The organism is Streptomyces sp. NWU339, assembly GCF_003143855.1.
GTDB lineage: Bacteria > Actinomycetota > Actinomycetes > Streptomycetales > Streptomycetaceae > Streptomyces.
Window position 1 is genome coordinate 14,586 of the sequence record NZ_QFRK01000017.1, and the last position, 22,113, is coordinate 36,698.

Sequence of the window (22,113 nt, forward strand, 5' to 3'; positions counted from 1 at the left end):
TGCCTCACTGGAGACGGGTCTCCGACTCCTCTTCCTCCTCCTCCGGCAGCTTCACGTCGCTCACCGCGATGTTGACCTCTACCACCTCGAGGCCGGTCATCCGCTCGACCGCCGCGACGACGTTCTCCCGCACGTCCCTGGCGACATCGCTGATGGACACGCCGTATTCGACGACGATCTCCAGATCCAGCGCGGTCTGTACCTCGCCGACCTCGGCCTTCACTCCACGCGTCACCGATTTCGACCCGCCCGGTACCCGGTCGCGCACGGCCCCGAAGGTCCGGGACAGGCCGCTGCCCATGGTGTGCACGCCGAGCACGTCCCGCGCGGCGAGACCGGCGATCTTCTCCACGACGCCGTCGGCGATCGTGGTGCGGCCACGGGTGGCGGGTTCGCCTCCGCCGCGCCGGGTGCCCGGCCCCTTGCGCGTAGAGGTGTCCGGCACGGTCTTCTCGATGTCGGTGGCCCTCGTCGAGCCGCCCTCCGTCATGTCGGTCATCGGCGCACGCCCCTTCCGGTCGTCGTCCACGTGCCCACCGTATGCGCGGTTGCGTGATAGCGCGCCGTGGATGCGGCAGGCTGGAGGAATGACGGCGGACCGGTGGGCTCGGACAGTGCGACAGCAGTTGGGGCTGGGCAGACTTCTGCCCCTGGGCGGAGCGCGGGACGGCGCGTGGATTTCCGAAGCGGCCGCCGGGGACGCCCTGCGGCGCGCGGTGGAGCGGGACGAACCGGGCGTTCGTGTGGACGGACTGCGGATCGCGCTCGCCGACCCTCAGGAGACCGGTGAACCGGTGGTGCCGCCCCCGCCGAGCGCCCTGCCACCGGGCGCGCTGCGGGTGACGGCCCGGTTCGCGGCCACGGCGGCAGAGCCGCTGCCGGTGACGGCGGACCGTCTGCGGGCGGTGCTGTCGCGGGCCGCGGCGGAGCGGATCGGGCTGGTGGTGGCGGAGGTGGACCTGCGGGTGACCGAACTGCTGGACCCGCAGGCCGGGCCGCCTCCGGGTCCGGTGTCAGGTGCGGGGTCGGCGGGCGGGTCCGCGGACGGGTCGGCCGACGCCTCGCCGTTCGGCGCGCCGGAGCCCGATGACTCCGACGGGAGCCGGGTGGCCGCCGCGGCGCTCGCCGTCCCGGGGGTGTCCCGGCTGACGGGCACCCTGGGCCGCCCGGTGCACCTGACGGCTCACCAGCAACCCGGTGAAGCCTCCCTGGCCCGCCGCCACGCGCGCGTGGACCTCGCCGCCCTGGCGGACCACCGGACGGTGGACGTGGCCCGAGCGGTCCGCTCGGCGGTGTCGGCCGCCCTGCCGGATCATCCGACGGTGGCGGTACTGGTCACGGCGCTCGACTGACACTCCCCCGCGGCTCCCCCGCGCCCCACCGGCGCCTCACCGGTTCTTCATCGGTGAGGCGCCGGTTCCTCACTCGCCGAGACCGGCCAGATCCCGCAGCCTGCGGCCCTGGGCCGCGCGCTCGGCGATCCGCTGCTCCTCGTACGTACGCTCCTGAGCGCCGCTCAGGAGCGCCTTCGTCTCGATCACGGCGTCGCGGGGCGCGGCCAGCAGCGCCGCCGCGAGGTCGCGCACCGCCGAGTCCAGTTCGTCGCCCGGCACGGCGAGGTTGGCCAGTCCGGTGCTCACGGCCTCCTCGGCCGTGACGAACCGCCCGGTCACGCAGATCTCCAGTGCGCGGGCGTACCCGACGAGCCCGACCAGCGGATGCGTGCCGGTCAGGTCCGGTACCAGCCCCAGGCTGGTCTCGCGCATGGCGAACTGGACGTCGTCCGCGACGATCCGCAGGTCGCAGGCGAGGGCCAGCTGGAAACCGGCCCCGATGGCGTGCCCCTGCACGGCTGCGACGGACACGAGGTCGCTGCGCCGCCACCAGGTGAACGCCTCCTGGTACCCGGCGATGGTCGCGTCGAGCTCGGCCTCCCCGCCGCGCGCGAGGTCGACGAAGGAGGGCTCGCCCTCGATCCCCTCGGGCGTGAGCATCCGCCGGTCGAGCCCGGCGGAGAAGGACTTGCCCTCACCCCGGAGCACCACGACCCGGACGGAGCCCGGCAGCAGCCGGCCCGCCTCGGTCAGCGCGCGCCACAGAGCGGGGCTCTGCGCGTTGCGCTTGGCCGGGTTGGTCAGCGTCACCGTGGCGATCGCGCCGTCGACGGTGAGCCGTACGCCGTCCTTGTCGAGTACCGGACCTAGGTCCTGGGCGGACGAAGCCATGGGGCGCCTCCGATGGGTGCGGTCGTCTTCCGCGCCGCACGACGGCGTCGAGCCGTCCTGCGGCACAGCCAAGTGACTGCACAGTAACCACCCGGCCGGCCAGTCGGCCGACCGGGTGGCCACCATCGGGTCGAGGGGCGGCGCCCGGAATCAGGCCGAAGGGGCCTTCTTGCCTCGCGTCGCCCCGCCACGCCCTCGGAGCGTGACGCCCGACTCGCTGAGCATGCGGTGCACAAAGCCATACGAGCGGCCGGTTTCCTCGGCCAACGCCCGGATGCTCGCACCGGCGTCGTACTTCTTCTTCAGGTCTGCCGCGAGCTTGTCGCGCGCGGCGCCGGTCACCCGGCTGCCCTTCTTCAGAGTCTCGGCCACCCGTGCCTCCTCATGGGAAGTGCGCTCTGGTCTCCTCATGATCACCCCTCCCGGGCCCGATGGCCACCCATTCGGCAAGGTCCGTGCGACAAGGTTGTGACGACAGGAGCGCATCCCCACAAACGGAGTAGAAGATTCCATCGGATGCCGACGGCACCACCGAACGGGTTGCCCCGCGAATTCCCAGGTCAGAAAGGCGTCGCGGCCGAGCCCCGGTGGATCAGGGGCTCGGCCGCGAAACGCGTGGAGGACACACTTCGGTACGAGGAGATCTCACACGAATGATGGATCACCGATGGGCCGAATGATCCATGCGCGGTGGATCACGCCGCCGATCACGTCAGGAGTCACTCCCGCGGTCGCACCTGCCGTCACGCGCGCGGCGGCCCGAGGCCGCTCAGGCGAGGGCGACGAGGTCCGCGTAGTCGGCGCCCCACAGGTCCTCGACGCCGTCCGGCAGCAGGATGATCCGCTCCGGCTGGAGCGCCTCGACGGCACCCTCGTCGTGGGTGACCAGGACGACCGCGCCCTTGTAGGTGCGCAGCGCGCCGAGGATCTCCTCGCGGCTGGCCGGGTCGAGGTTGTTGGTGGGTTCGTCGAGGAGGAGCACGTTCGCCGAGGAGACCACGAGGGTCGCGAGCGCGAGCCGGGTCTTCTCGCCGCCGGAGAGGACGCCGGCGGGCTTGTCGACGTCGTCGCCGGAGAACAGGAACGAGCCGAGCACCTTGCGGACCTCGACGAGGTCCATGTCGGGCGCGGCGGAGCGCATGTTCTCCAGCACCGTGCGGTCCTGGTCGAGGGTCTCGTGCTCCTGGGCGTAGTAGCCGACCTTGAGCCCGTGGCCGGGCACGACCATGCCGGTGTCGGGCTGTTCCACTCCGGCGAGGAGGCGCAGCAGGGTGGTCTTGCCCGCACCGTTGAGGCCGAGGATGACGACCCGGGAGCCCTTGTCGATGGCCAGGCCGACGTCGGTGAAGATCTCCAGGGAGCCGTACGACTTCGACAGGCCCTCGGCGGTCAGCGGGGTCTTGCCGCAGGGCGCCGGGTCGGGGAAGCGCAGCTTGGCGACCTTGTCCGACTGGCGGACGTCCTCGAGGCCGGACAGCAGGCGCTCCGCGCGGCGGGCCATGTTCTGCGCGGCGACCGTCTTGGTGGCCTTGGCGCGCATCTTGTCGGCCTGGGCGTTGAGGGCCGCGGCCTTCTTCTCGGCGTTCTGCCGCTCGCGCCTGCGGCGCTTCTCGTCGGCCTCGCGCTGCTGCTGGTAGAGCTTCCAGCCCATGTTGTAGATGTCGATGGTGGAGCGGTTGGCGTCCAGGTAGAACACCTTGTTGACGACCGTCTCGACCAGGTCGACGTCGTGGGAGATGACGATGAAGCCGCCGCGGTAGGTCTTGAGGTAGTCGCGCAGCCAGACGATCGAGTCGGCGTCGAGGTGGTTGGTCGGCTCGTCGAGCAGCAGGGTGTCCGCGTCGGAGAACAGGATGCGGGCCAGTTCGACACGGCGGCGCTGACCGCCGGAGAGCGTGTGCAGCGGCTGGCCCAGGACCCGGTCGGGCAGGTTCAGCGCGGCGGCGATGGTGGCGGCCTCGGCCTCGGCGGCGTATCCGCCCTTGGTGAGGAACTCCGTCTCCTGGCGCTCGTACTGCCTGAGTGCCTTCTCGCGGGTGGCGCCCTGGCCGTTCGCGATGCGCTGCTCGTTCTCGCGCATCTTGCGGATCAGGACGTCCAGGCCGCGGGCGGAGAGGATGCGGTCGCGGGCGAACACGTCGAGGTCGCCGGTGCGGGGGTCCTGGGGGAGGTAGCCGACCTCGCCGGAGCGGGTGACGTTGCCGGCGGCGGGGATGCCCTGGCCGGCGAGGACCTTGGTGAGCGTGGTCTTGCCGGCGCCGTTGCGGCCGACCAGGCCGATGCGGTCGCCCTTGGTGACGCGGAAGGTGGCGCTTTCGATGAGGACACGGGCACCGGCGCGCAGCTCGATGCCGGAGGCGGAGATCACGGGTCAGACTCCAGGCGTTGGGATCCCCTGCTCGAACGGAGCCCGGGGAAGTCGGCGGTGGTCGGCTGAGGGCGTTCCCGCCGTCTAATGCACAAGGAGAATGGCCATGCGAGCCATTCTAACGGGGTCGCGCAACCACTTTTCCGGTGTGCGGGTGTGCGATGCCCCGCGCCCGGCCGGGTCACGGGGCGTTGTCAGTGGTCGGTGCCAGACTGGCGGCAGGTCGGGTTTCCGGTGATTTTCCCGTCGCGGGGCATCCGGCGCGGGAGGTGAGGAGTGGGGGCCATGGCGGGTGCGGGTGGCGGGCGTCCGAGCATCTTCCCGACGCTGCTGTACGCGGACGCGAAGGCGGCGATCCGGCAGCTCACGGAAGCCTTCGGCTTCACGGAGCTGTCGGTGTACGAGGGTGAGGACGGCTCGGTGACGCACGCCGAGCTGGTGCAGGGCAACGGCGCGGTGATGCTGGGGTCCCAGGGCCGCGGCGGCGTGTTCGACACGGCGATGAAGGGTGCGGGGCCGTCCGGGGTGTACGTCCTCGTGGACGACGTCGACGCACACCACCGGCGGGCGGTGGAACAGGGCGCGGAGATCCTGATGCCCCCGACGGACCAGGACCACGGCTCGCGGGACTACCTGGCCCGGGACCTCGAGGGCAACATCTGGAGCTTCGGTACGTACGCGCCCGAGACCGGGGCCTGAGCCCGGTCCCGGGCCGCGGAGCCGGGATGCCGCCCCCGCGGGCCGGTGGGATCTCGCGGGACCCTGCGGGACGGCGGCGGTGGTGTCAGCCTCCGGTGTGCACCTGGAAGGCCGCCCGCCGGACGGCCTTGGCCAGGGCCGGGTCGGGGTGCGCGGCGGCGAGCGCGACCAGTACCTGCACGGTGCGCGGGTGTCCGACCGCGCGCACCTCGTTCAGCAGCGCGGGGACGGTCGGCTGGACCGCGGACTCCAGGTGCCGCACCAGCAACGGGGCCTCACCGTGGTCGGCGACCGCGGCGGCGGTGTCCACCCACAGCCAGGTGGCCTCGTCCCGGGTGAGGACCTGGTGGGCGTCCTCGGGGTCGGCGCCGTCGTGCTCGGCGAGCCACAGCAGGGCGTAGGGCCGCAGCGTCGGCTCGTCGTGCACGGCGCGGACCTCGGGTTCGGCGGGGGCGCCGACCACGCGCAGCGCCTCGAAGGCGAGGCCGCGCAGCAGGGCGTCCTCGCCCCGGGCGGCGTCGAGCAGTTCGGTGACGGCGCCGGCGACCGGCCGGGCGGCGAGCCAGGCGCGGTACTCGGCGCGGGCCGCGTTGGGGCGCAGCTGGGCGCAGCCGCGGAGCATGTCCTCGGCACTCTGCTCGATGTTCCCGGCGGGGCTCTGCGCGGCGACGCAGATCTGCTCCAGCTTGACCCAGACCGCCCAGCTGCCGAGCGGGGTGAGCGTGGCCTGTCCCTCGCCGTAGGTGAGGGCGCCCACCGCGGCGAGGGCGCGCAGGGCCCATTCGAGGAGCGGGGCGAGCGGGGCGTCGGCGGCGCCCGGCTCGACGGGCGCGGGCGCGGGGCTGGGGCGGGCGGTGTCGGCGGAGTGGGGCGTGTACTCGACCTCGCAGCGCTCCGTGCGCAGTTCGGTGACCCGTTGCTGCAGGAGGTCGAGGAGCTGGGGCACGGGGACGGGCCCGGCCGAGAGCTGGAGGAAGGAGAGCACCTGCGGCATGGCCGAGACGACCTCGCCGACGGTGGCGGGTTCGTTGCCCTCGGGTTCCGGGTGGGCCAGCGACCAGGCGTCGAAGAGGGCGACCCAGCCCCGCAGCACGGCACTGTCGTCGCGGTCCCAGGCGCGCAGCCGCCAGCCGGGACGGGCCGTGTCGCCGTGCACCTCGACCAGACCGGCGAGCCGGGCCGTGTCCCAGTCGGCCCGGACCTGAGCCGGGGTCAGGCCCAGGTCCTCGGCCGCCCATTCGGCGGTCGCGGCGGAGAGGATCGCCTTGCCGGCAGCGGTGGCGCTGCCCCGGCCGGGGCCGAGGGCGGCATCGGCCCAGCGGGCGACGCGGGCCGCGCCGGCCAGACCGGAGCGTGCCATCCTGGCCAGCTCCGCGGGGGCCGGTGTGCCTTCCGGAGGGCGCGGCGCAGGGCGGCGCGAGCGCTGCTGGTTCATCGCCCTGGGGGCGGCGGCCAGGGGTCGCGGGCGGACAAGTCGAAGCCTGGAGTCGCGCGGGATACGGGACGTCACGGGTGCAGTCTTGCGGTTGACGGTCCGAAAACCCAAACGGAATGTCACGGGCGGCGACGGAGAGGGCCAACGCACCGGGTCGCGCGGGCGGTCACGGGGCGGGAACAAGCCGGTGCCACGCCCCCCGAGCGGAATCCCCGACGAGGCCCCGCGCCACCGGCCGCCCGGCCGCCCGGCGGGGCGTCCGGCGGGACGTCCGCCGGGACGTCCGCCGGGACGTCCGCCGGGACGTCCGCCGGGGCAGAGAAGGCGGGCGCAGCGGCCATACGGAGGGGTGCGGCGGTCACACGAGAGGGGTGAGGAAGCGGCGCAGGGCCTCTTCGTAGGCGTCCGGGTCGGCGTTCCACATGGCGCCGTGCGGAGCGTCCTCGACCGTGAGCAGGGTGATCATGTTGGGCTGGGCCGCGGCCAGGCGGCGGGAGAGCCCCCAGGGGGCCACCACGTCGCCGGGGCCGTGGATGATCAGGGTGGGGACGTCGACGCGTTCCGCCCCCGCGGTGCCGGGGCGGCGGTCACCGCGGCGGCCGGTGCGGCCCTGGGCGGCGCGGACCGCCAGCGGCAGCAGCGCGCCCGGGGTGTGGCGGGCGGCGGCGAGGGCGCGCAGGGTCGATTCCCAGCTGAGCACCGGGGAGTCGAGGACGAGCCCGGCGATGCGGTCGCGCAGGGTGGAACGGGCTGCGGCACGCAGCGCCATGGTCGCGCCGGTGGACCAGCCGAGCAGGACGACCTGCCGGGCGCCGGCGTCCAGCGCGTGGCGGATCGCCGCGTCGAGGTCGCGCCACTCGGTCTCGCCGAAGTGGTTGAGGCCGTCGAGCGAGCGCGGCGCGCCCGGATCGCCCCGATATGAGGGGGCGAGTACCGGGAAGTAGCGGCGGTGCAGGAACTCCATGACGTTCATGGGGTGTTCCCGGGTGGCGCCGAGGCCGTGCACCGCGAGTACCCAGGTGTCCCGGGCCCCCGGCAGGAACCAGGCGGGAAGGGGGCCGAGTTCGCCGGGGACGTCGACGTCGGTGTGGTCCAGGCCCAGTGCGGTGCCCGGGTCTCCCACGTACAGGTTCGGGGTGAGCCACGCCCGGTCGCCGGGCTTCAGGCTGCCCCGCACGACGCGTTCGAGACGGCGTACGACGGTGTCGGCGGAGTCCGACAGGCCTTCCAGCACGGGGCCGACGATCGCGTGGGAATCGTCACCGGTGAGGCCGTAGCGGCCGGGGCGCAGCGCGGCGAGGTCCCGGGTGAGGCTGACCTGGCCGGCGGCGGTGGCGTGCACGGTGAGCCGGGGCTCGGTGGGCAGCGGTCTGCCCGGCGGCGCCTTGAGGGCCGCGTCGCTGGCGAGCCGGCCGGCCGCCACCGCGGCGGCTCCGGCACCTATCACGGCGGTGACGGCAGCGGCCGTCGCTCTGACAGTGCGCACGGAACCCAGTGTCCCGGCGGAGCGGTCACCCGGCCAGTGGACGTCCCGCCCGAAGTGGGACTCAGTCGCGCTGCCCGTAGCCCCGCAGGCGGTCCGAGACCTCCGCCAGCTGGTCGGGCGACAGGAGGGCCGGGGAGCGGCCCGGGACGGACGAGGCGGTCAGCCAGAGCCTGCACATCCACTCCAGCTGGGCGGTGCGGTCGTAGGCCTGGTCGAGGGTGGTGCCGTGGGTGAGGGTGCCGTGGTTCCGAAGGAGGCAGCCGGTGCGGCCGTCGAGGGCGCGCAGCACGTGTTCGGCCAACTCCTCGGTGCCGTACGTCGCGTACGGGGCGACCCGGACGGGCCCGCCGAGCGCGGCGGCCATGTAGTGGACGAGCGGGAGTTCGTCGACGAGCGTGGAGACCGCCGTCGCGTGCACGGCGTGCGTGTGCACCACGGCGCGGGCGCCGGTCGCGCGGTACACCGCGAGGTGCATGGGCAGCTCGCTGGTCGGGACCAGGGTGCCGAGGACCTGCCGGCCGGTGAGGTCGACACCGGTCACGTCGTGCGGGGTCAGCCGGTCGTAGGGCACTCCCGACGGTGTGACCAGCACGGTCGAACCGACCCGCACCGAGACGTTTCCGGAGGTGCCGACGACGAGCCCCTCGGAGACGGTCCGGCGGGCGGCCTCGACGAGGCCGGTCCAGGCGCGCGTCTCCTCGTCACTCACGTCTCGTCGCTGCTCGGCCATGCCGTGATCCTGCCGGGTGACGAAGGTCTCTTCAACGGCTCCGCGGTCGGCCGCGAACGCCCGTCGACGGAGCACGGCCCTTCATCCGCACCGCCACGGGCGGGCCGTGGTGGACGTACGGCCGTCCGACGGAGCGGCCGCACCCATCACGGTCATCCTGACGCCCATCCCAGTTCATCTTCTGTTCACTCAGGTTACCTACGTTCAACGCGCCAATGACTTCGAACGATTGCCTGGGTAAATGGAAAGCTTCTCGCTGATCCTCGCGATTGTGGTGGTAACCGCACTCGCGTTCGATTTCACGAACGGTTTCCACGACACCGCGAACGCGATGGCGACAACCATTTCGACCGGTGCTCTCAAGCCCAAGGTCGCGGTGGCCATGTCCGCCGTGCTGAACCTGGTGGGCGCCTTCCTCTCCGTGGAGGTCGCCAACACGATCTCCAAAGGCCTCGTCGACGAGGCCGGCATCCGTCCCGAGGTCATCTTCGCCGCACTGGTCGGCGCGATCCTCTGGAACCTCCTGACCTGGCTGGTCGGTCTGCCGTCCAGCTCCTCGCACGCCCTGATGGGCGGCCTGATCGGCGCCACCGTCGCCTCGGCGGGCTTCGGCGCGGTGCACGGTGACGTCCTGGTCACCAAGGTGCTGATCCCCGCGATCGCCGCGCCGCTGGTCGCCGGCCTCGCCGCGATGTTCGCGACGCGGCTGACCTACCGTCTGGGCAAGAAGGCCGACGGCAAGGCGTCCGAGAAAGGCTACCGGGCGGGTCAGATCGCCTCCGCCGGCCTCGTCTCCGTGGCCCACGGCACCAACGACGCGCAGAAGACGATGGGCATCATCACCCTGGCCCTGGTCGCCGGCGGCGCCCTCGCCCCGGACTCCGACCCGCCCCTGTGGGTCATCGTCTCCGCGGGCGTCGCCATCGCGCTCGGCACCTACCTCGGCGGCTGGCGCATCATCCGCACGATGGGCAAGGGCCTGACGGACCTCCAGCCGCAGCAGGGCTTCGCCGCCCAGACCAGCGCCGCGACGGTCATCCTGGCCTCCTCCCACCTCGGTTTCTCCCTCTCCACCACGCACTCGGTCTCCGGTGCCGTGATGGGTGCGGGCCTGGGCCGCAAGGGCGGTGTCGTCCGCTGGTCGACGGCCACCCGGATGTTCGTCGCCTGGGGCCTGACGCTGCCGGCGGCGGCCCTGGTCGGGGCCATCGCCGAGCTGGTCTGCCGGGCCGGCAGCTGGGGCACCGCCGTCGTCGCCGTCTTCCTGGTCGCCTCCAGCGCGGCGATCTGGAAGATCTCCCGGCGTGAGGTCGTCGACCACACCAACGTCAACGACACCGACGGCACCGACGGCACCGACACCACCGCCGAGGAGCCCGCCGGTGTGGTGACTGCCGCCATGGCCGCGGTGACCCCGCCCCCGGCCGGCAGCCCGGTCGAGGAGCTCTCGGCCACCATCCCGGCTCCGGCCCCCACCGATCCGGCCGCCAAGACCACCGTCTGACCGCGCCCCGGTACGAAGGAAGAAGAGCACCATGCAGATCGACTGGGCGGCCCTCGGTTCCGTCTTCGGCGTCAGCCTCGTGGTCACCGTGGCCCTGGTGGCCCTGTTCACCCTCGGCATCGTCGGCCTGTCCCGCCATGAGCGGGCCGCTGCCCAGGGCGGGTCCGCGGCCCTGGCGGTCGCCGGCGCCTACGCCTGCTTCGCGGCCTGCACGGCGGCGGTGGCGTACGGGATCTATCTGATCATGGCCTGATCTGACCCGAGCTGACCTGATCACGGCCTGATCAGAGTCGTCTCCGTCCGACGGGCGGTGCGGGGCTTCGCGCCCCGCACCGCCCGTTCGCGTTCCCCCACCGGAACCCCTCTGTGGGCCTCAGCACACTTCAGCCTCGCAGGTCAAAGGCAGGTTGACGGTTCTTCCGGACCGTGGTGGACTGCCGGATGCCAATGCGGCGGCAGGAGAGGAAGCCGGTGGAAGTCCGGCGCGGTCCCGCCACTGTCACCGGGGTGAACACCCCGGGAGCCAGGAACTCTCACCGCCGGTCTCGTCGAACCAGGGCGTGGACACCCTGAGTGAGGACATATCGCCATGCCCGGCTGCCCGTCGAGGTCGACCAGCGACACCCCACCCCGGATCGGGGCGGTCCCTTCCACCGGATCCCCCACCGGCTGAACCCGTGGGTGCCGATCGCGAGTTCGCGTACGGCGCCGCCGCCGGCCTCCTCGGCGACCTGCTCCTCGGCGATCCCCGCCGGGGACATCCGGTCGCCGCTTTCGGGCGGGCCGCGGCTGCCGTGGAACGGATGCTGTGGCGGGACGACCGCGGCCGGGGCGCGTTGCACACCGCCGTCTGCGTCGGCGGGGCCGTCGCCCTGGGGAGCCTTGCCGCCCGGTGCGTACGGTCCTCCCCCGCCGCCTCGATCGCCCTGACCGGCGCCGCCACCTGGGCCGTCGTCGGCGGGACGTCGCTGGCCCGGGAGGCCCGTGCCATCGGACGGTCCCTGGAGACCGGGACCGCCGAGGGCATCGAGGCCGCGCGGGCACGGCTGCCGCACCTGTGCGGGCGGGACCCGCAGGCGCTGGACGCCGACGGGATCGCCCGCGCGGTGGTGGAGTCCGTCGCCGAGAACACCTCCGACGCCGTGGTGGGCGCCCTGGTGTGGGGTGCCGTCGCCGGAGTGCCGGGACTGCTCGGGTTCCGGGCCGTCAACACCCTGGACGCCATGGTCGGCCACAAGTCCCCCCGGTACCGGCGCTACGGCTGGGCCTCCGCCCGCCTCGACGACGTCGCCGGGTGGCCCGGGGCGCGGCTGACCGCCGTACTCGCCGCGGTCGCCGGGCCGGACCCGCGGGGCGCCGTCCGGGCGTGGCGCGCGGATGCCGCGAAGCACCCCAGTCCCAACGCCGGCCCCGTGGAGGCGTCCTTCGCGGGCGCGCTCGGCGTACGGCTCGGCGGAACGCTGTCCTACGCCGGGCGGGTCGAACACCGGCCCGTCCTCAACGGCACCGGCCGTTCCGTGGCCGTGGCGGACATCGACCGGGCGGTACGGCTCTCGCGGCGCGTCGGCTGGCTGGCGCTCGGCGCCGGTGCCGCCGCGCGGATCGTCGCCGCGCGGATCGTCGCCGCGCGGATCGTCGGGAAGGGACGTAGGTCATGAGCGGTGGGGGTCTGCTGGTCGCCGGTACCACCTCGGACGCCGGCAAGAGCGTCGTGACCGCCGGGATCTGCCGGTGGCTGGCACGGCAGGGCGTCAAGGTCGCGCCGTTCAAGGCGCAGAACATGTCGCTGAACTCGTTCGTGACGCGCGAGGGCGCCGAGATCGGGCGGGCGCAGGCCATGCAGGCCCAGGCCTGCCGGGTCGAGCCGACCGCACTGATGAACCCCGTGCTGCTCAAGCCGGGCGGCGAGCGGAGCAGCCAGGTGGTGCTGCTGGGCAAGCCGGTCGGCGAGCTGAGCGCGCGCGGCTACCACGGCGGACGGCAACAGCAGTTGCTGGGCACGGTGCTGGACTGCCTCGCACAGTTGCGGGACACGTATGACGCGGTGATCTGTGAGGGGGCCGGCAGCCCGGCCGAGATCAACCTGCGGCGCACCGACATCGTGAACATGGGGATCGCCAGGAACGCCGGGCTCCCCGTCCTCGTCGTCGGCGACATCGACCGCGGCGGGGTCTTCGCCTCCTTCTTCGGCACCGTCGCCCTGCTCTCCCCCGAGGACCAGGCGCTGGTCGCCGGGTTCCTGGTGAACAAGTTCCGGGGCGACGTGACGCTGCTGGAGCCGGGCCTCGACATGCTGCACGGCCTGACCGGGCGGCACACGTACGGCGTACTGCCCTTCCGGCACGGGCTCGGCATCGACGAGGAGGACGGGCTGGCCGTGTCCCTGCGCGGTGCCGTGCGGGAGTCGGCCGTCGCCCCGCCGGTCGGCGAGGACGTGCTGCGGGTCGCCGTGTGCGCGGTGCCGCTGATGTCCAACTTCACGGACGTGGACGCGCTGGCCGCCGAACCGGGCGTCGTCGTGCGGTTCGTGGACCGGCCCGAGGAACTGGCCGACGCCGACCTCGTCGTCCTGCCGGGGACCCGCGGGACCGTGCGGGCCCTTCAGTGGCTGCGCGAGCGGGGGCTGGCGGACGCCCTGAAGCGACGGGCCGCCGAGGGGCGGCCCGTGCTGGGGATCTGCGGGGGCTACCAGATCCTCGGCGAGCACATCGAGGACGAGGTCGAAAGCCGCGCCGGGCACGTCGACGGGCTCGGACTGCTGCCCGTGCGGGTGCGGTTCGCGCGGGAGAAGACGCTGACCCGTCCCGCCGGGGAAGCCCTCGGGGAGCCCGTCGAGGGGTACGAGATCCATCACGGGGTCGCCGACGTACGGGGAGGCGTGGCGTTCATCTTTGATGACAGTGGACACAGCCTGGACGGCTGCCGGGTCGGCCAGACCTGGGGCACGCACTGGCACGGCTCGCTGGAGTCCGACGGCTTCCGCCGGGCCTTCCTGCGGGAGGTGGCCGCCGCCGCGGGGCGCCGTTTCGTGCCGGCCCCCGACACCTCGTTCGCCGCGCTGCGCGAGGAGCAGCTCGACCGGCTCGGCGACCTGATCGAACAGCACGCGGACACGGACGCGCTCTGGCGGCTCATCGAGTCGGGCGCGCCGCAAGGACTGCCTTTCATTCCACCGGGAGCGCCCGCATGAGCACAGTGTTGTTGTTGTCGACCGCCGACACGGACCTGCTGGCGGCCCGTGCCGCCACCGGCGTCTCCTACCGGATCGGCAACCCGACCCGCGTGGACGTGGCGGCCGAACTGCCCGCGCTGCTCGACGGCGCGGACCTCGTCGTCGTACGGCTGCTGGGCGGCAAGCGTGCCTGGGAGGACGGGCTCGCGGCGCTCCGGGCGTCCGGCGTCCCGACGGTGCTGCTCGGCGGCGAGGCGGTGCCGGACGCGGAGCTGATGGCCGAGTCGTCGGTGCCCGCGGGTGTCGTGGCGGAGGCACTGAAGTACCTGGTGGAGGGCGGCCCGGACAACCTGGCCGAGCTGGCCCGGTTCCTGTCCGACACCGTGCTGCTCACCGGCGAGGGCTTCGAGGAGCCGCGCAGGATGCCGGAGTACGGGGTGCACGGCTCCCGTACCGTGTCGCCGGACCGTCCGACCGTCGGCGTGCTCTTCTACCGCGCCCACGAACTGAGCGGCAACACCGCCTTCGTGGACACGCTCTGCGAGGCGATCGAGGCACACGGCGCCAACGCCCTGCCGGTGTACTGCGGTTCGCTGCGCGGCGCCGACCCCGGACTGTACGAGATCCTCGGGCGGGCGGACACCCTGGTCGCCACCGTGCTCGCGGCCGGCGGCACGCACGCCTCCCCGGCGTCGGCGGGCGGGGAGGACGAGGCCTGGGACATCGGGGCGCTCGCCGACCTGGACGTCCCGGTGCTGCAGGGGCTGTGCCTGACCTCGTCACGCGCCACCTGGGAGGAGTCGGACGCCGCCCTCTCCCCCATGGACGCGGCGATGCAGGTCGCCATCCCGGAGTTCGACGGACGGCTGATCACGGTCCCGTTCTCCTTCAAGGAGCAGGGTCCCGACGACGTCCCGGTCTACGTCGCCGACCCGGGGCGGGCCGCGCGCGTCGCCGGGATCGCCGTACGGCACGCCCGGCTGAAGCACCTGGACAACGCGGAGAAGAAGCTCGCACTGGTCTTCACCGCCTACCCGACCAAGCACTCCCGCGTCGGCAACGCGGTGGGGCTCGACACCCCCGCCTCGGCGGTACGGGTACTGGACGCGCTGCGGGACGCGGGGTACGGGGTGCACGGGTACCCCGACAACGGCGACGAGTTGATCCACCGGCTCATCGAGGCGGGCGGCCACGACGTGGAGTGGCTGACGGAGGACCAGCTGGCCGCCGCGCCCGCACGGGTGCCGCTCGCGGACTACCGGGCCTGGTTCGAGAAGCTGGACCCGGCGCTGCGGGACGCGATGACCGAGGCGTGGGGCGAGCCGCCGGGCTCGCTGTACGTCGACGGCGACGACATCGTGCTGGCCTCCCTCCAGTTCGGGAACGTCGTGGTCATGATCCAGCCGCCGCGCGGCTTCGGCGAGAACCCCATCGCCATCTACCACGACCCCGACATGCCGCCGTCGCACCACTACATGGCCGCCTACCGGTGGCTGGAGGCTGCGACATCGGAGGGGGGTTTCGGCGCCGACGCGATCGTGCACATGGGCAAGCACGGCACCATGGAGTGGCTGCCGGGCAAGGGCCTCGGGCTGAGCGCGGGCTGCGCGCCGGACGCCGTCCTGGGCGACCTCCCGCTGATCTACCCGTTCATCGTCAACGACCCCGGTGAGGGCACCCAGGCCAAGCGGCGCGGGCACGCGACGGTGGTCGATCACCTCGTCCCGCCGATGGCCCGCGCCGACACGTACGGCGACCTGGCGAAGCTGGAGCAACTCCTCGACGAGTACGCGCTCGTCTCCGACCTGGACCCGGACAAGGCCCCGGCGGTACGGGCGCAGATCTGGACCCTCGTCAAGGCCGCCGAGCTCCACCACGACCTGCACGTGGACGACCAGCCGGACGACGACGACTTCGACTCGTTCGTCATGCACATCGACGGCTATCTGTGCGAGATCAAGGACGTGCAGATCCGCGACGGGCTGCACATCCTGGGCGGTGGCCCGGTCGGTGAGCCGCGCGTCAACCTGGTGCTCGCGGTGCTGCGCGCCTCGCAGGTGTGGGGCGGACAGGCGAACGCGCTGCCGGGCCTGCGGGCCTCGCTGGCCGAGCACTTCGGGCTGGTGGAGAAGGAACTGCTGGCCGAGCCCGGTGCCCCGCTGAAGGTGCCGGCGGAGCTGACGGACCTGGTGGACGGTCCGGCGCGGTCGGCCTCCGACGCGATCGACCTGCTGGAGCAGCTGTGCCGGCGGATCGCGGAAGGCATGGAGGAGCGCGGCTGGGCGGTCGAGCAGAGCGCGCCGCTGGTGCGCGAGGTGCTCGGCGCCGAACTCCCGGACGCGGTGGCCGTGGTGGAGTTCGCCTGCACCGAGGTCGTGCCCCGGCTGGCCCGGACCACGGACGAGATCGGGCACATCCTGCGGGCGCTGAACGGCGGTTACGTCCCGGCGGGGCCTTCGGGTTCACCGACACGCGGGCTGGTCAACGTGCTCCCGACCGGCCGGAACTTCTACTCCGTCGACCCCAAGGCGATCCCGTCCCGGCTGAGTTGGGAGGTCGGGCAGTCGCTGGCGGACTCGCTGGTGCAGCGGTACCTGCAGGACACGGGGGAGTACCCGAAGTCCGTCGGCCTGACGGTGTGGGGCACGTCCGCGATGCGTACCCAGGGCGACGACATCGCCGAGATCCTGGCGCTGCTGGGCTGCCGCCCGGTGTGGGACGACGCCTCGCGCCGGGTGACCGGCTTCGAGGTGGTCGGGCTGGAGGAGCTGGGCCGACCGCGCATCGACGTCACGGTGCGCATCTCCGGCTTCTTCCGGGACGCGTTCCCGCACGTGGTGGGGCTGATCGACGACGCGGTACGGGCGGTGGCGGAACTGGACGAGCCCGCCGAGCAGAACTACGTCCGTGCCCACGCCGACGAGGACACCGCCGAGCACGGCGACCGGCGCCGGGCCACGGCCCGCATCTTCGGCTCCAAGCCCGGCGCGTACGGCGCCGGTCTGCTGCCGCTGATCGACGCCCGCAACTGGCGCTCCGACGCCGACCTCGCCGAGGTGTACGCGGTCTGGGGCGGCTACGCCTACGGGCGCGGGCTCGACGGTCGGGCGGCGCGCGGCGACATGGAGACGGCGTTCCGGCGGATCGCGGTGGCGGCGAAAAATGTCGACACACGCGAGCACGACCTCGTCGACGCGGACGATTACTTCCAGTACCACGGCGGCATGGTCGCCATGGTGCGGCACCTGACGGGGGCCAGCCCGGAGGCATACGTCGGGGACTCGGCGACACCGGACCAGGTGAAGACGCGCACGCTGGGCGAGGAGACGCACCGCGTTTTCCGAGCGCGAGTGGTCAACCCCCGCTGGATGGCCGCGATGCGCAGGCACGGCTACAAGGGTGCCTTCGAGATGGCGGCCACCGTCGACTACCTGTTCGGCTACGACGCCACGGCCGGGGTCGTGGACGACTGGATGTACGAGAAGCTCAGCACCGAGTACGTCTTCGACGCCGAGAACCGGGACTTCATGCGGAAGTCGAATCCCTGGGCTTTGAGAGGCATCACCGAACGCTTGCTGGAGGCGGCGGACCGCGGTCTGTGGGCGGAGCCGGACGCAGAGACACTCGAGCGGCTGCGTGCCACCTATCTGGAGCTCGAAGGCGACCTGGAGGGCGACGACAAGTGACCACCCCGTTCCCGTTCACGGCCGTTGTCGGTCAGGACGACCTGCGGCTCGCGCTGCTGCTCAACGCGGTGTCACCGCAGGTCGGTGGCGTACTGGTCCGCGGGGAGAAAGGCACCGCCAAGTCCACGGCCGTGCGCGCCCTTTCGGCGCTCCTGCCGACGGTGGACGTCGTCTCCGGGTGCCGTTTCTCCTGCGACCCCGGCTCCCCCGACCCCGCATGCCCGGACAGGCCGCACGAACCAGGGGCGTTCGAGGCGCGGTCGGCGCGGATGGTCGAGCTGCCCGTCGGTGCCTCCGAGGACCGGCTGGTGGGTGCGCTCGACATCGAGCGGGCGCTCTCCGAGGGCGTCAAGGCTTTCGAACCGGGCCTGCTGGCCGACGCGCACCGCGGGATCCTGTACGTCGACGAGGTCAACCTGCTCCATGACCATCTGGTCGACCTGTTGTTGGACGCGGCTGCAATGGGTGCCTCGTACGTCGAGCGTGAGGGTGTCTCCGTGCGGCACGCGGCGCGCTTCCTGCTCGTCGGGACCATGAATCCCGAGGAGGGCGAGCTGAGGCCCCAGCTCCTCGACCGGTTCGGACTGACCGTCGAGGTCGCCGCCTCGCGGGAGCCGGACCAGCGGGTCGAGGTTGTCCGGCGGCGGCTGGCGTACGACGACGATCCGGCCGCCTTCGCCGCGCGCTGGGCCGACGAGGAGGCCGCCGTACGGGCGCGGATCGTGGCGGCGCGGGAGCTGTTGCCGTCGGTGCGCCTCGGTGACGGGGCGTTGCGGCAGATCGCGGCGACCTGCGCGGCTTTCGAGGTCGACGGCATGCGCGCCGACATCGTGATGGCGCGCACCGCGACCGCGCTGGCGGCCTGGGCCGGGCGCACCGACGTGCTCGCCGAGGACGTGCGGCAGGCCGCGCTGCTGGCACTGCCGCACCGCAGGCGTCGTTCGCCGTTCGACGCGCCCGGACTCGACGAGGACAAGCTCGACGAGACGCTGGAGGAGTTCGGCGGCCCTGGTGAGGACGGGGGCGAGGACGACCCCGACCCGGGACCCGGCGGTGGCCCGGGCGGGCAGCCGGCGCCCGATGAGGGTCCTCAGGGCGACGGTGACACCGCTGCCCGGCCCGAGGCCGGTGAGGGCGGGGAACCGCAGGCAGGCCCCGGTGCCGGGGAGCAGTCCGCCGTACGGGCCGGGGAGCCGTTCCGGACGAAGGTGCTGAACGTGCCGGGCATCGGCCAGGGAGCCGCCGGACGGCGTTCCCGCGCCCGGACCGAGCAGGGGCGGACCACCGGGGCCCGGCGGCCGCAGGGAGCGCTGACCAAGTTGCACCTCTCGGCGACCGTGCAGGCGGCGGCCCCGCATCAGCGGGCGCGGGGGCGCAGTGGCCCGGGGCTCGTGGTGCGGCGGGACGATCTGCGGCAGGCGACGCGGGAGGGGCGCGAGTCCAATCTCGTCCTTTTCGTCGTCGACGCCTCCGGGTCGATGGCAGCGCGGCAGCGGATGAGCGCCGTGAAGGGCGCCGTGCTGTCGCTGCTCCTGGACGCCTATCAGCGGCGGGACAAGGTGGGGCTGGTCACCTTCCGGGGGTCGGCCGCCGAGGTGGCGCTGCCTCCGACCTCGTCGGTGGACGCGGCGGCGGCCCGGCTGGAGTCGCTGCCGACGGGTGGGCGTACGCCGCTGGCGGCCGGGCTGCTCAAGGCGCACGACGTGCTGCGGGTGGAGCGGTTGCGGGACCCGGCGCGGCGGGCGCTGGTGGTCGTGGTGACGGACGGGCGGGCCACCGGCGGCCTCGAGCCGGTGGCCCTCGCCGGGCGGGCGGCGCGGCTGTTCGCCGCCGACGGGACCGCGTCCGTGGTCGTGGACTGCGAGTCGGGGCCGGTGCGGCTGGGGCTCGCCGGACAGCTCGCGGGTGAGCTGGGCGGTACGGCGGTGACGCTGGACGAACTGCGGGCGGACTCCATCGCCGGGCTGGTCAGGAACGTACAGGGGACTTCGAGGAGGGCCGCGTAATGCCGAAGGGGCAGCCGAGTGTCGTACCGGACGACGGACTGACGACGCGTCAGCGGCGCAACCGGCCGCTGGTCGTGGTGCACACGGGCATCGGCAAGGGCAAGTCGACCGCCGCGTTCGGGCTGGCGCTGCGGGCCTGGAACCAGGGGTGGCCGATCGGGGTGTTCCAGTTCGTCAAGTCGGCGAAGTGGAAGGTCGGCGAGGAGAACGCGCTGCGGGTGCTCGGCGCCTCCGGTGAGGGCGGCAGCGTCGACTGGCACAAGATGGGCGAGGGCTGGTCCTGGGTCCAGCGGGACGCGCAGATGGACAACGAGGAGAAGGCCCGCGAGGGCTGGGAACAGGTCAAGCGCGACCTGGCCGCCGAGACGTACAAGCTGTACGTGCTGGACGAGTTCGCGTACCCGATGCACTGGGGATGGATCGACACCGACGAGGTCGTGTCGGTGCTGCGGGACCGGCCGGGGACGCAGCACGTGGTGATCACCGGGCGGAACGCGCCCGACGAGCTCGTGGAGTTCGCCGACCTGGTGACCGACATGTCCAAGGTCAAGCACCCCATGGACGCCGGGCAGAAGGGGCAGAGGGGCATCGAGTGGTGACCTCCGTACCCCGGTTGGTGATTGCCGCGCCCGCTTCGGGCAGCGGCAAGACCACCGTCGCCACGGGGGTGATGGCCGCGCTCACCGCGCGGGGGCTCGCGGTGTCCCCGCACAAGGTCGGGCCGGACTACATCGACCCCGGGTACCACGCGCTGGCCACGGGACGGGTGGGGCGCAACCTCGACGCGTACCTGTGCGGTCCGGAGCTGGTCGGTTCCCTGTTCGCGCACGGTGCGCGCGGGTGTGACATCGCGGTCGCCGAGGGCGTGATGGGGCTGTACGACGGGGCTGCGGGGGAAGGAGAGTCGGCGTCCACGGCCCATGTGGCGAAGCTGCTGCGGGCGCCGGTGGTCCTGGTCGTCGACGCCTCGTCGCAGTCGCGGTCGGTGGCGGCGCTGGTGCACGGCTTCGTGACGTGGGATCCGGAGGTGCGGGTCGGGGGCGTGATCCTGAACAAGGTCGCGTCGGACCGGCACGAGGCGCTGCTGCGGGAGGCACTGGACTCCGTCGGCGTGCCCGTGCTGGGTGTGCTGCGGCGGGCCGCTCAGGCCGAGACGCCGTCGCGGCATCTGGGGCTGGTGCCGGTCGCCGAGCGGGGGGCCGCGGCGGTCGGGGCGGTTGCGGCCATGGCCGCGCAGGTGGAGGCGGGGTGCGATCTGGAGGGGCTGGTCGCGCTGGCGCGGGGTGCGGGTGCCTTGCCGTGTGCTGCGTGGGATGCGGCTGAGGTCTTGGGTTCCTCGCCCCAGGGGGCCGCCCCTGCGGACCCGCTGGTTCGGGTCGCCGTCGCCGGTGGGGCCGCGTTCACGTTTTCCTATGCCGAGCACTCCGAGTTGCTCGCCGCCGCCGGAGCCGAGGTCGTGGTCTTCGATCCCCTGCGGGACGAAAAACTGCCCGACGGGACCCGTGGGTTGGTGATCGGTGGCGGGTTTCCCGAGGTGTACGCCTCCGAGCTGTCCGCCAACGAGCCGCTGCGCGAGGCCGTTGCCGAACTGGCGTCGAGCGGTGCGCCGGTCGCCGCCGAGTGTGCGGGGCTGCTGTATCTGTGCCGGGAGTTGGACGGGCTGCCCATGTGCGGGGTGCTGGGCGCCTCCGCACGGATGGGCGAGCGGCTGACCCTGGGCTACCGGGACGCCGTGGCCGTGACCGACAGTGCGCTGGCCGCCGCCGGGACGCGGATGCGGGGGCACGAGTTCCACCGGACGCTCGTGGAACCGGGGGCGGGGGCCGCCCCCGCGTGGGGGATGCGTGCGCCCGAGCGGCGCGTCGAGGGTTTTGTACAGCGAGGTGTGCACGCGAGCTTCCTGCACACGCACTGGGCGTCCGAGCCCGGTGTCGCCCGTCGGTTCGTGGAGAGGTGCCGGACGTCATGAGCAGCAGGCTGATCGGAGTCGGGGTGGGTCCCGGGGACCCCGAGCTGGTGACCGTCAAGGGGGTCAACGCCCTGCGCGCCGCGGACGTCGTCGTCGTACCGGTGATGGCCGCACCCGATGGGAAGGACGGCGGGGAGCCGGGGCGGGCCGAGGCGACCGTGCTGCACTACGTGCCCGAGGAGAAGGTCGTCCGGGTGGTGTTCGCGCTGAACGAGCGCACCGACCGGGCGCGGCGCGAGGCGGCCTGGGACGCTGCCGGGGAGCGGGTGGCCGGGTTGCTGCGGGAGCGGGGCCATGTCGCGTTCGCGACCATCGGCGACCCCAACGTGTACTCGACGTTCACGTATCTCGCCCAGACCGTCGCGGAGTCGGTGCCGGGGACGGTGGTCGAGACCGTGCCGGGGATCACCGCGATGCAGGATCTGGCGGCGCGTTCCGGGGCCGTGCTCACCGAGGGGACCGAACCGCTCACCCTGGTGCCGGTGACCGCCGGGGCCGCCGTGCTCAAGGAGGCGCTGGCCGGGCCCGGAACGGTCGTCGCCTACAAGTTCGGGCGGCGGGCGGGCGAGGTGGCCGAGGCGCTGCGGGAGAGCGGGCGGCTCGGTGACGCCGTGTGGGGGTCGGCGCTCGGGCTGCCGGAGGAGTTCGTCCGGCCGGCCGCCGAGCTGGACGGGTCGCCCCTGCCCTATCTGTCGACGCTCATCGCGCCGCCCCGGCGTGACGGCGGGCGGGGCGGCAAGCTGTGAGCGGACAGCCGGGCGAGGGCGTCCGGCCACCCGGCCCCTCCGCAGACATCACACGAACCGCAGGAACCACAAGAACCGCAGGAACCG

18 protein-coding genes and 1 riboswitch are annotated in these 22,113 nt (G+C 73.1%); of the genes, 11 read left to right on the forward strand and 7 right to left on the reverse strand.

Annotated elements, in window-relative coordinates; genetic code table 11:
• Positions 1 to 4: 4 nt before the first annotated feature.
• On the reverse strand, positions 5 to 499 hold the full coding sequence (locus DIZ27_RS20765) for an Asp23/Gls24 family envelope stress response protein (protein WP_109380062.1): 495 nt from the start codon (positions 497 to 499) through the stop codon (positions 5 to 7).
• 88 nt (positions 500 to 587) lie between these two features.
• Between DIZ27_RS20765 and DIZ27_RS20770 the strand changes: the two genes are divergently transcribed.
• The gene (locus tag DIZ27_RS20770) at positions 588 to 1,352 is read left to right on the forward strand and encodes a nucleopolyhedrovirus P10 family protein (protein WP_109379934.1); all 765 of its coding nucleotides are present in this window, start codon (positions 588 to 590) and stop codon (positions 1,350 to 1,352) included.
• A gap of 69 nt (positions 1,353 to 1,421) precedes the next feature.
• Here DIZ27_RS20770 and DIZ27_RS20775 read toward each other — a convergent pair whose 3' ends face one another.
• The 3 genes from DIZ27_RS20775 to DIZ27_RS20785 form a co-directional block, all read right to left on the reverse strand.
• Positions 1,422 to 2,225 carry an enoyl-CoA hydratase/isomerase family protein gene (locus DIZ27_RS20775; RefSeq protein ID WP_109379935.1) on the reverse strand — a complete coding sequence of 268 codons (804 nt, stop codon included), beginning with the start codon at positions 2,223 to 2,225 and terminating at the stop codon, positions 1,422 to 1,424.
• A gap of 150 nt (positions 2,226 to 2,375) precedes the next feature.
• Positions 2,376 to 2,597 carry a helix-turn-helix domain-containing protein gene (locus DIZ27_RS20780; protein WP_029385158.1) on the reverse strand — a complete coding sequence of 74 codons (222 nt, stop codon included), beginning with the start codon at positions 2,595 to 2,597 and terminating at the stop codon, positions 2,376 to 2,378.
• A 397-nt stretch (positions 2,598 to 2,994) separates the two neighbouring features.
• Positions 2,995 to 4,593 (reverse strand): ABC-F family ATP-binding cassette domain-containing protein, encoded by a 1,599-nt coding sequence (locus tag DIZ27_RS20785; protein ID WP_109379936.1) that lies wholly within the window; start codon positions 4,591 to 4,593, stop codon positions 2,995 to 2,997.
• A 285-nt stretch (positions 4,594 to 4,878) separates the two neighbouring features.
• On the opposite strand from DIZ27_RS20785, the gene DIZ27_RS20790 reads away from it, so the two are divergent.
• Positions 4,879 to 5,292, forward strand: coding sequence for a VOC family protein (locus DIZ27_RS20790; RefSeq protein WP_109379937.1), 414 nt, complete (start codon positions 4,879 to 4,881; stop codon positions 5,290 to 5,292).
• A gap of 85 nt (positions 5,293 to 5,377) precedes the next feature.
• Here the strand turns inward: DIZ27_RS20790 and DIZ27_RS20795 are convergent, their stop codons facing one another.
• From DIZ27_RS20795 to DIZ27_RS20810, 3 genes are all read right to left on the reverse strand, one after another.
• A complete protein-coding gene (locus tag DIZ27_RS20795) occupies positions 5,378 to 6,802 on the reverse strand; it encodes a hypothetical protein (protein ID WP_181383624.1) in 1,425 nt (474 codons plus the stop codon).
• Between the two features lie 283 nt (positions 6,803 to 7,085).
• Positions 7,086 to 8,213, reverse strand: coding sequence for an alpha/beta hydrolase (locus tag DIZ27_RS20805; protein ID WP_109379939.1), 1,128 nt, complete (start codon positions 8,211 to 8,213; stop codon positions 7,086 to 7,088).
• 61 nt (positions 8,214 to 8,274) lie between these two features.
• Positions 8,275 to 8,943 (reverse strand): class II aldolase/adducin family protein, encoded by a 669-nt coding sequence (locus DIZ27_RS20810; RefSeq protein WP_109380063.1) that lies wholly within the window; start codon positions 8,941 to 8,943, stop codon positions 8,275 to 8,277.
• Between the two features lie 241 nt (positions 8,944 to 9,184).
• Here DIZ27_RS20810 and DIZ27_RS20815 point away from each other — a divergent pair, with 241 nt between their 5' ends.
• The 9 genes from DIZ27_RS20815 (at position 9,185) to cobI (ending at position 22,026) form a co-directional block, all read left to right on the forward strand.
• Positions 9,185 to 10,447: an inorganic phosphate transporter gene (locus DIZ27_RS20815; protein ID WP_109379940.1), complete on the forward strand. Its 1,263-nt coding sequence runs from the start codon at positions 9,185 to 9,187 to the stop codon at positions 10,445 to 10,447.
• 31 nt (positions 10,448 to 10,478) lie between these two features.
• On the forward strand, positions 10,479 to 10,700 hold the full coding sequence (locus DIZ27_RS20820; protein WP_109379941.1) for a hypothetical protein: 222 nt from the start codon (positions 10,479 to 10,481) through the stop codon (positions 10,698 to 10,700).
• A 161-nt stretch (positions 10,701 to 10,861) separates the two neighbouring features.
• A riboswitch (cobalamin riboswitch) is annotated at positions 10,862 to 11,002 on the forward strand.
• Between the two features lie 122 nt (positions 11,003 to 11,124).
• Positions 11,125 to 12,105 (forward strand): cobalamin biosynthesis protein, encoded by a 981-nt coding sequence (locus tag DIZ27_RS20825; RefSeq protein WP_109379942.1) that lies wholly within the window; start codon positions 11,125 to 11,127, stop codon positions 12,103 to 12,105.
• Positions 12,102 to 13,637 (forward strand): cobyric acid synthase, encoded by a 1,536-nt coding sequence (locus DIZ27_RS20830; RefSeq protein WP_109379943.1) that lies wholly within the window; start codon positions 12,102 to 12,104, stop codon positions 13,635 to 13,637. Before DIZ27_RS20825 ends, DIZ27_RS20830 begins: the two co-directional genes overlap by 4 nt.
• A complete protein-coding gene (gene cobN, locus DIZ27_RS20835; RefSeq protein WP_109379944.1) occupies positions 13,634 to 17,305 on the forward strand; it encodes a cobaltochelatase subunit CobN in 3,672 nt (1,223 codons plus the stop codon). The genes DIZ27_RS20830 and cobN overlap by 4 nt, the downstream gene beginning before the upstream one ends.
• Positions 17,302 to 19,311 carry a putative cobaltochelatase gene (locus tag DIZ27_RS20840; protein ID WP_109379945.1) on the forward strand — a complete coding sequence of 670 codons (2,010 nt, stop codon included), beginning with the start codon at positions 17,302 to 17,304 and terminating at the stop codon, positions 19,309 to 19,311. The genes cobN and DIZ27_RS20840 overlap by 4 nt, the downstream gene beginning before the upstream one ends.
• Positions 19,311 to 19,910 (forward strand): cob(I)yrinic acid a,c-diamide adenosyltransferase, encoded by a 600-nt coding sequence (gene cobO / locus DIZ27_RS20845; protein ID WP_109379946.1) that lies wholly within the window; start codon positions 19,311 to 19,313, stop codon positions 19,908 to 19,910. The genes DIZ27_RS20840 and cobO overlap by 1 nt, the downstream gene beginning before the upstream one ends.
• Complete coding sequence (locus DIZ27_RS20850) at positions 19,904 to 21,280, forward strand: cobyrinate a,c-diamide synthase (protein ID WP_109379947.1); 1,377 nt, start codon at positions 19,904 to 19,906, stop codon at positions 21,278 to 21,280. Before cobO ends, DIZ27_RS20850 begins: the two co-directional genes overlap by 7 nt.
• Entirely contained in the window at positions 21,277 to 22,026 is a 750-nt protein-coding gene (gene cobI, locus DIZ27_RS20855) for a precorrin-2 C(20)-methyltransferase (RefSeq protein WP_109380064.1), read from the forward strand. Before DIZ27_RS20850 ends, cobI begins: the two co-directional genes overlap by 4 nt.
• The last annotated feature ends 87 nt before the right edge of the window (positions 22,027 to 22,113 follow it).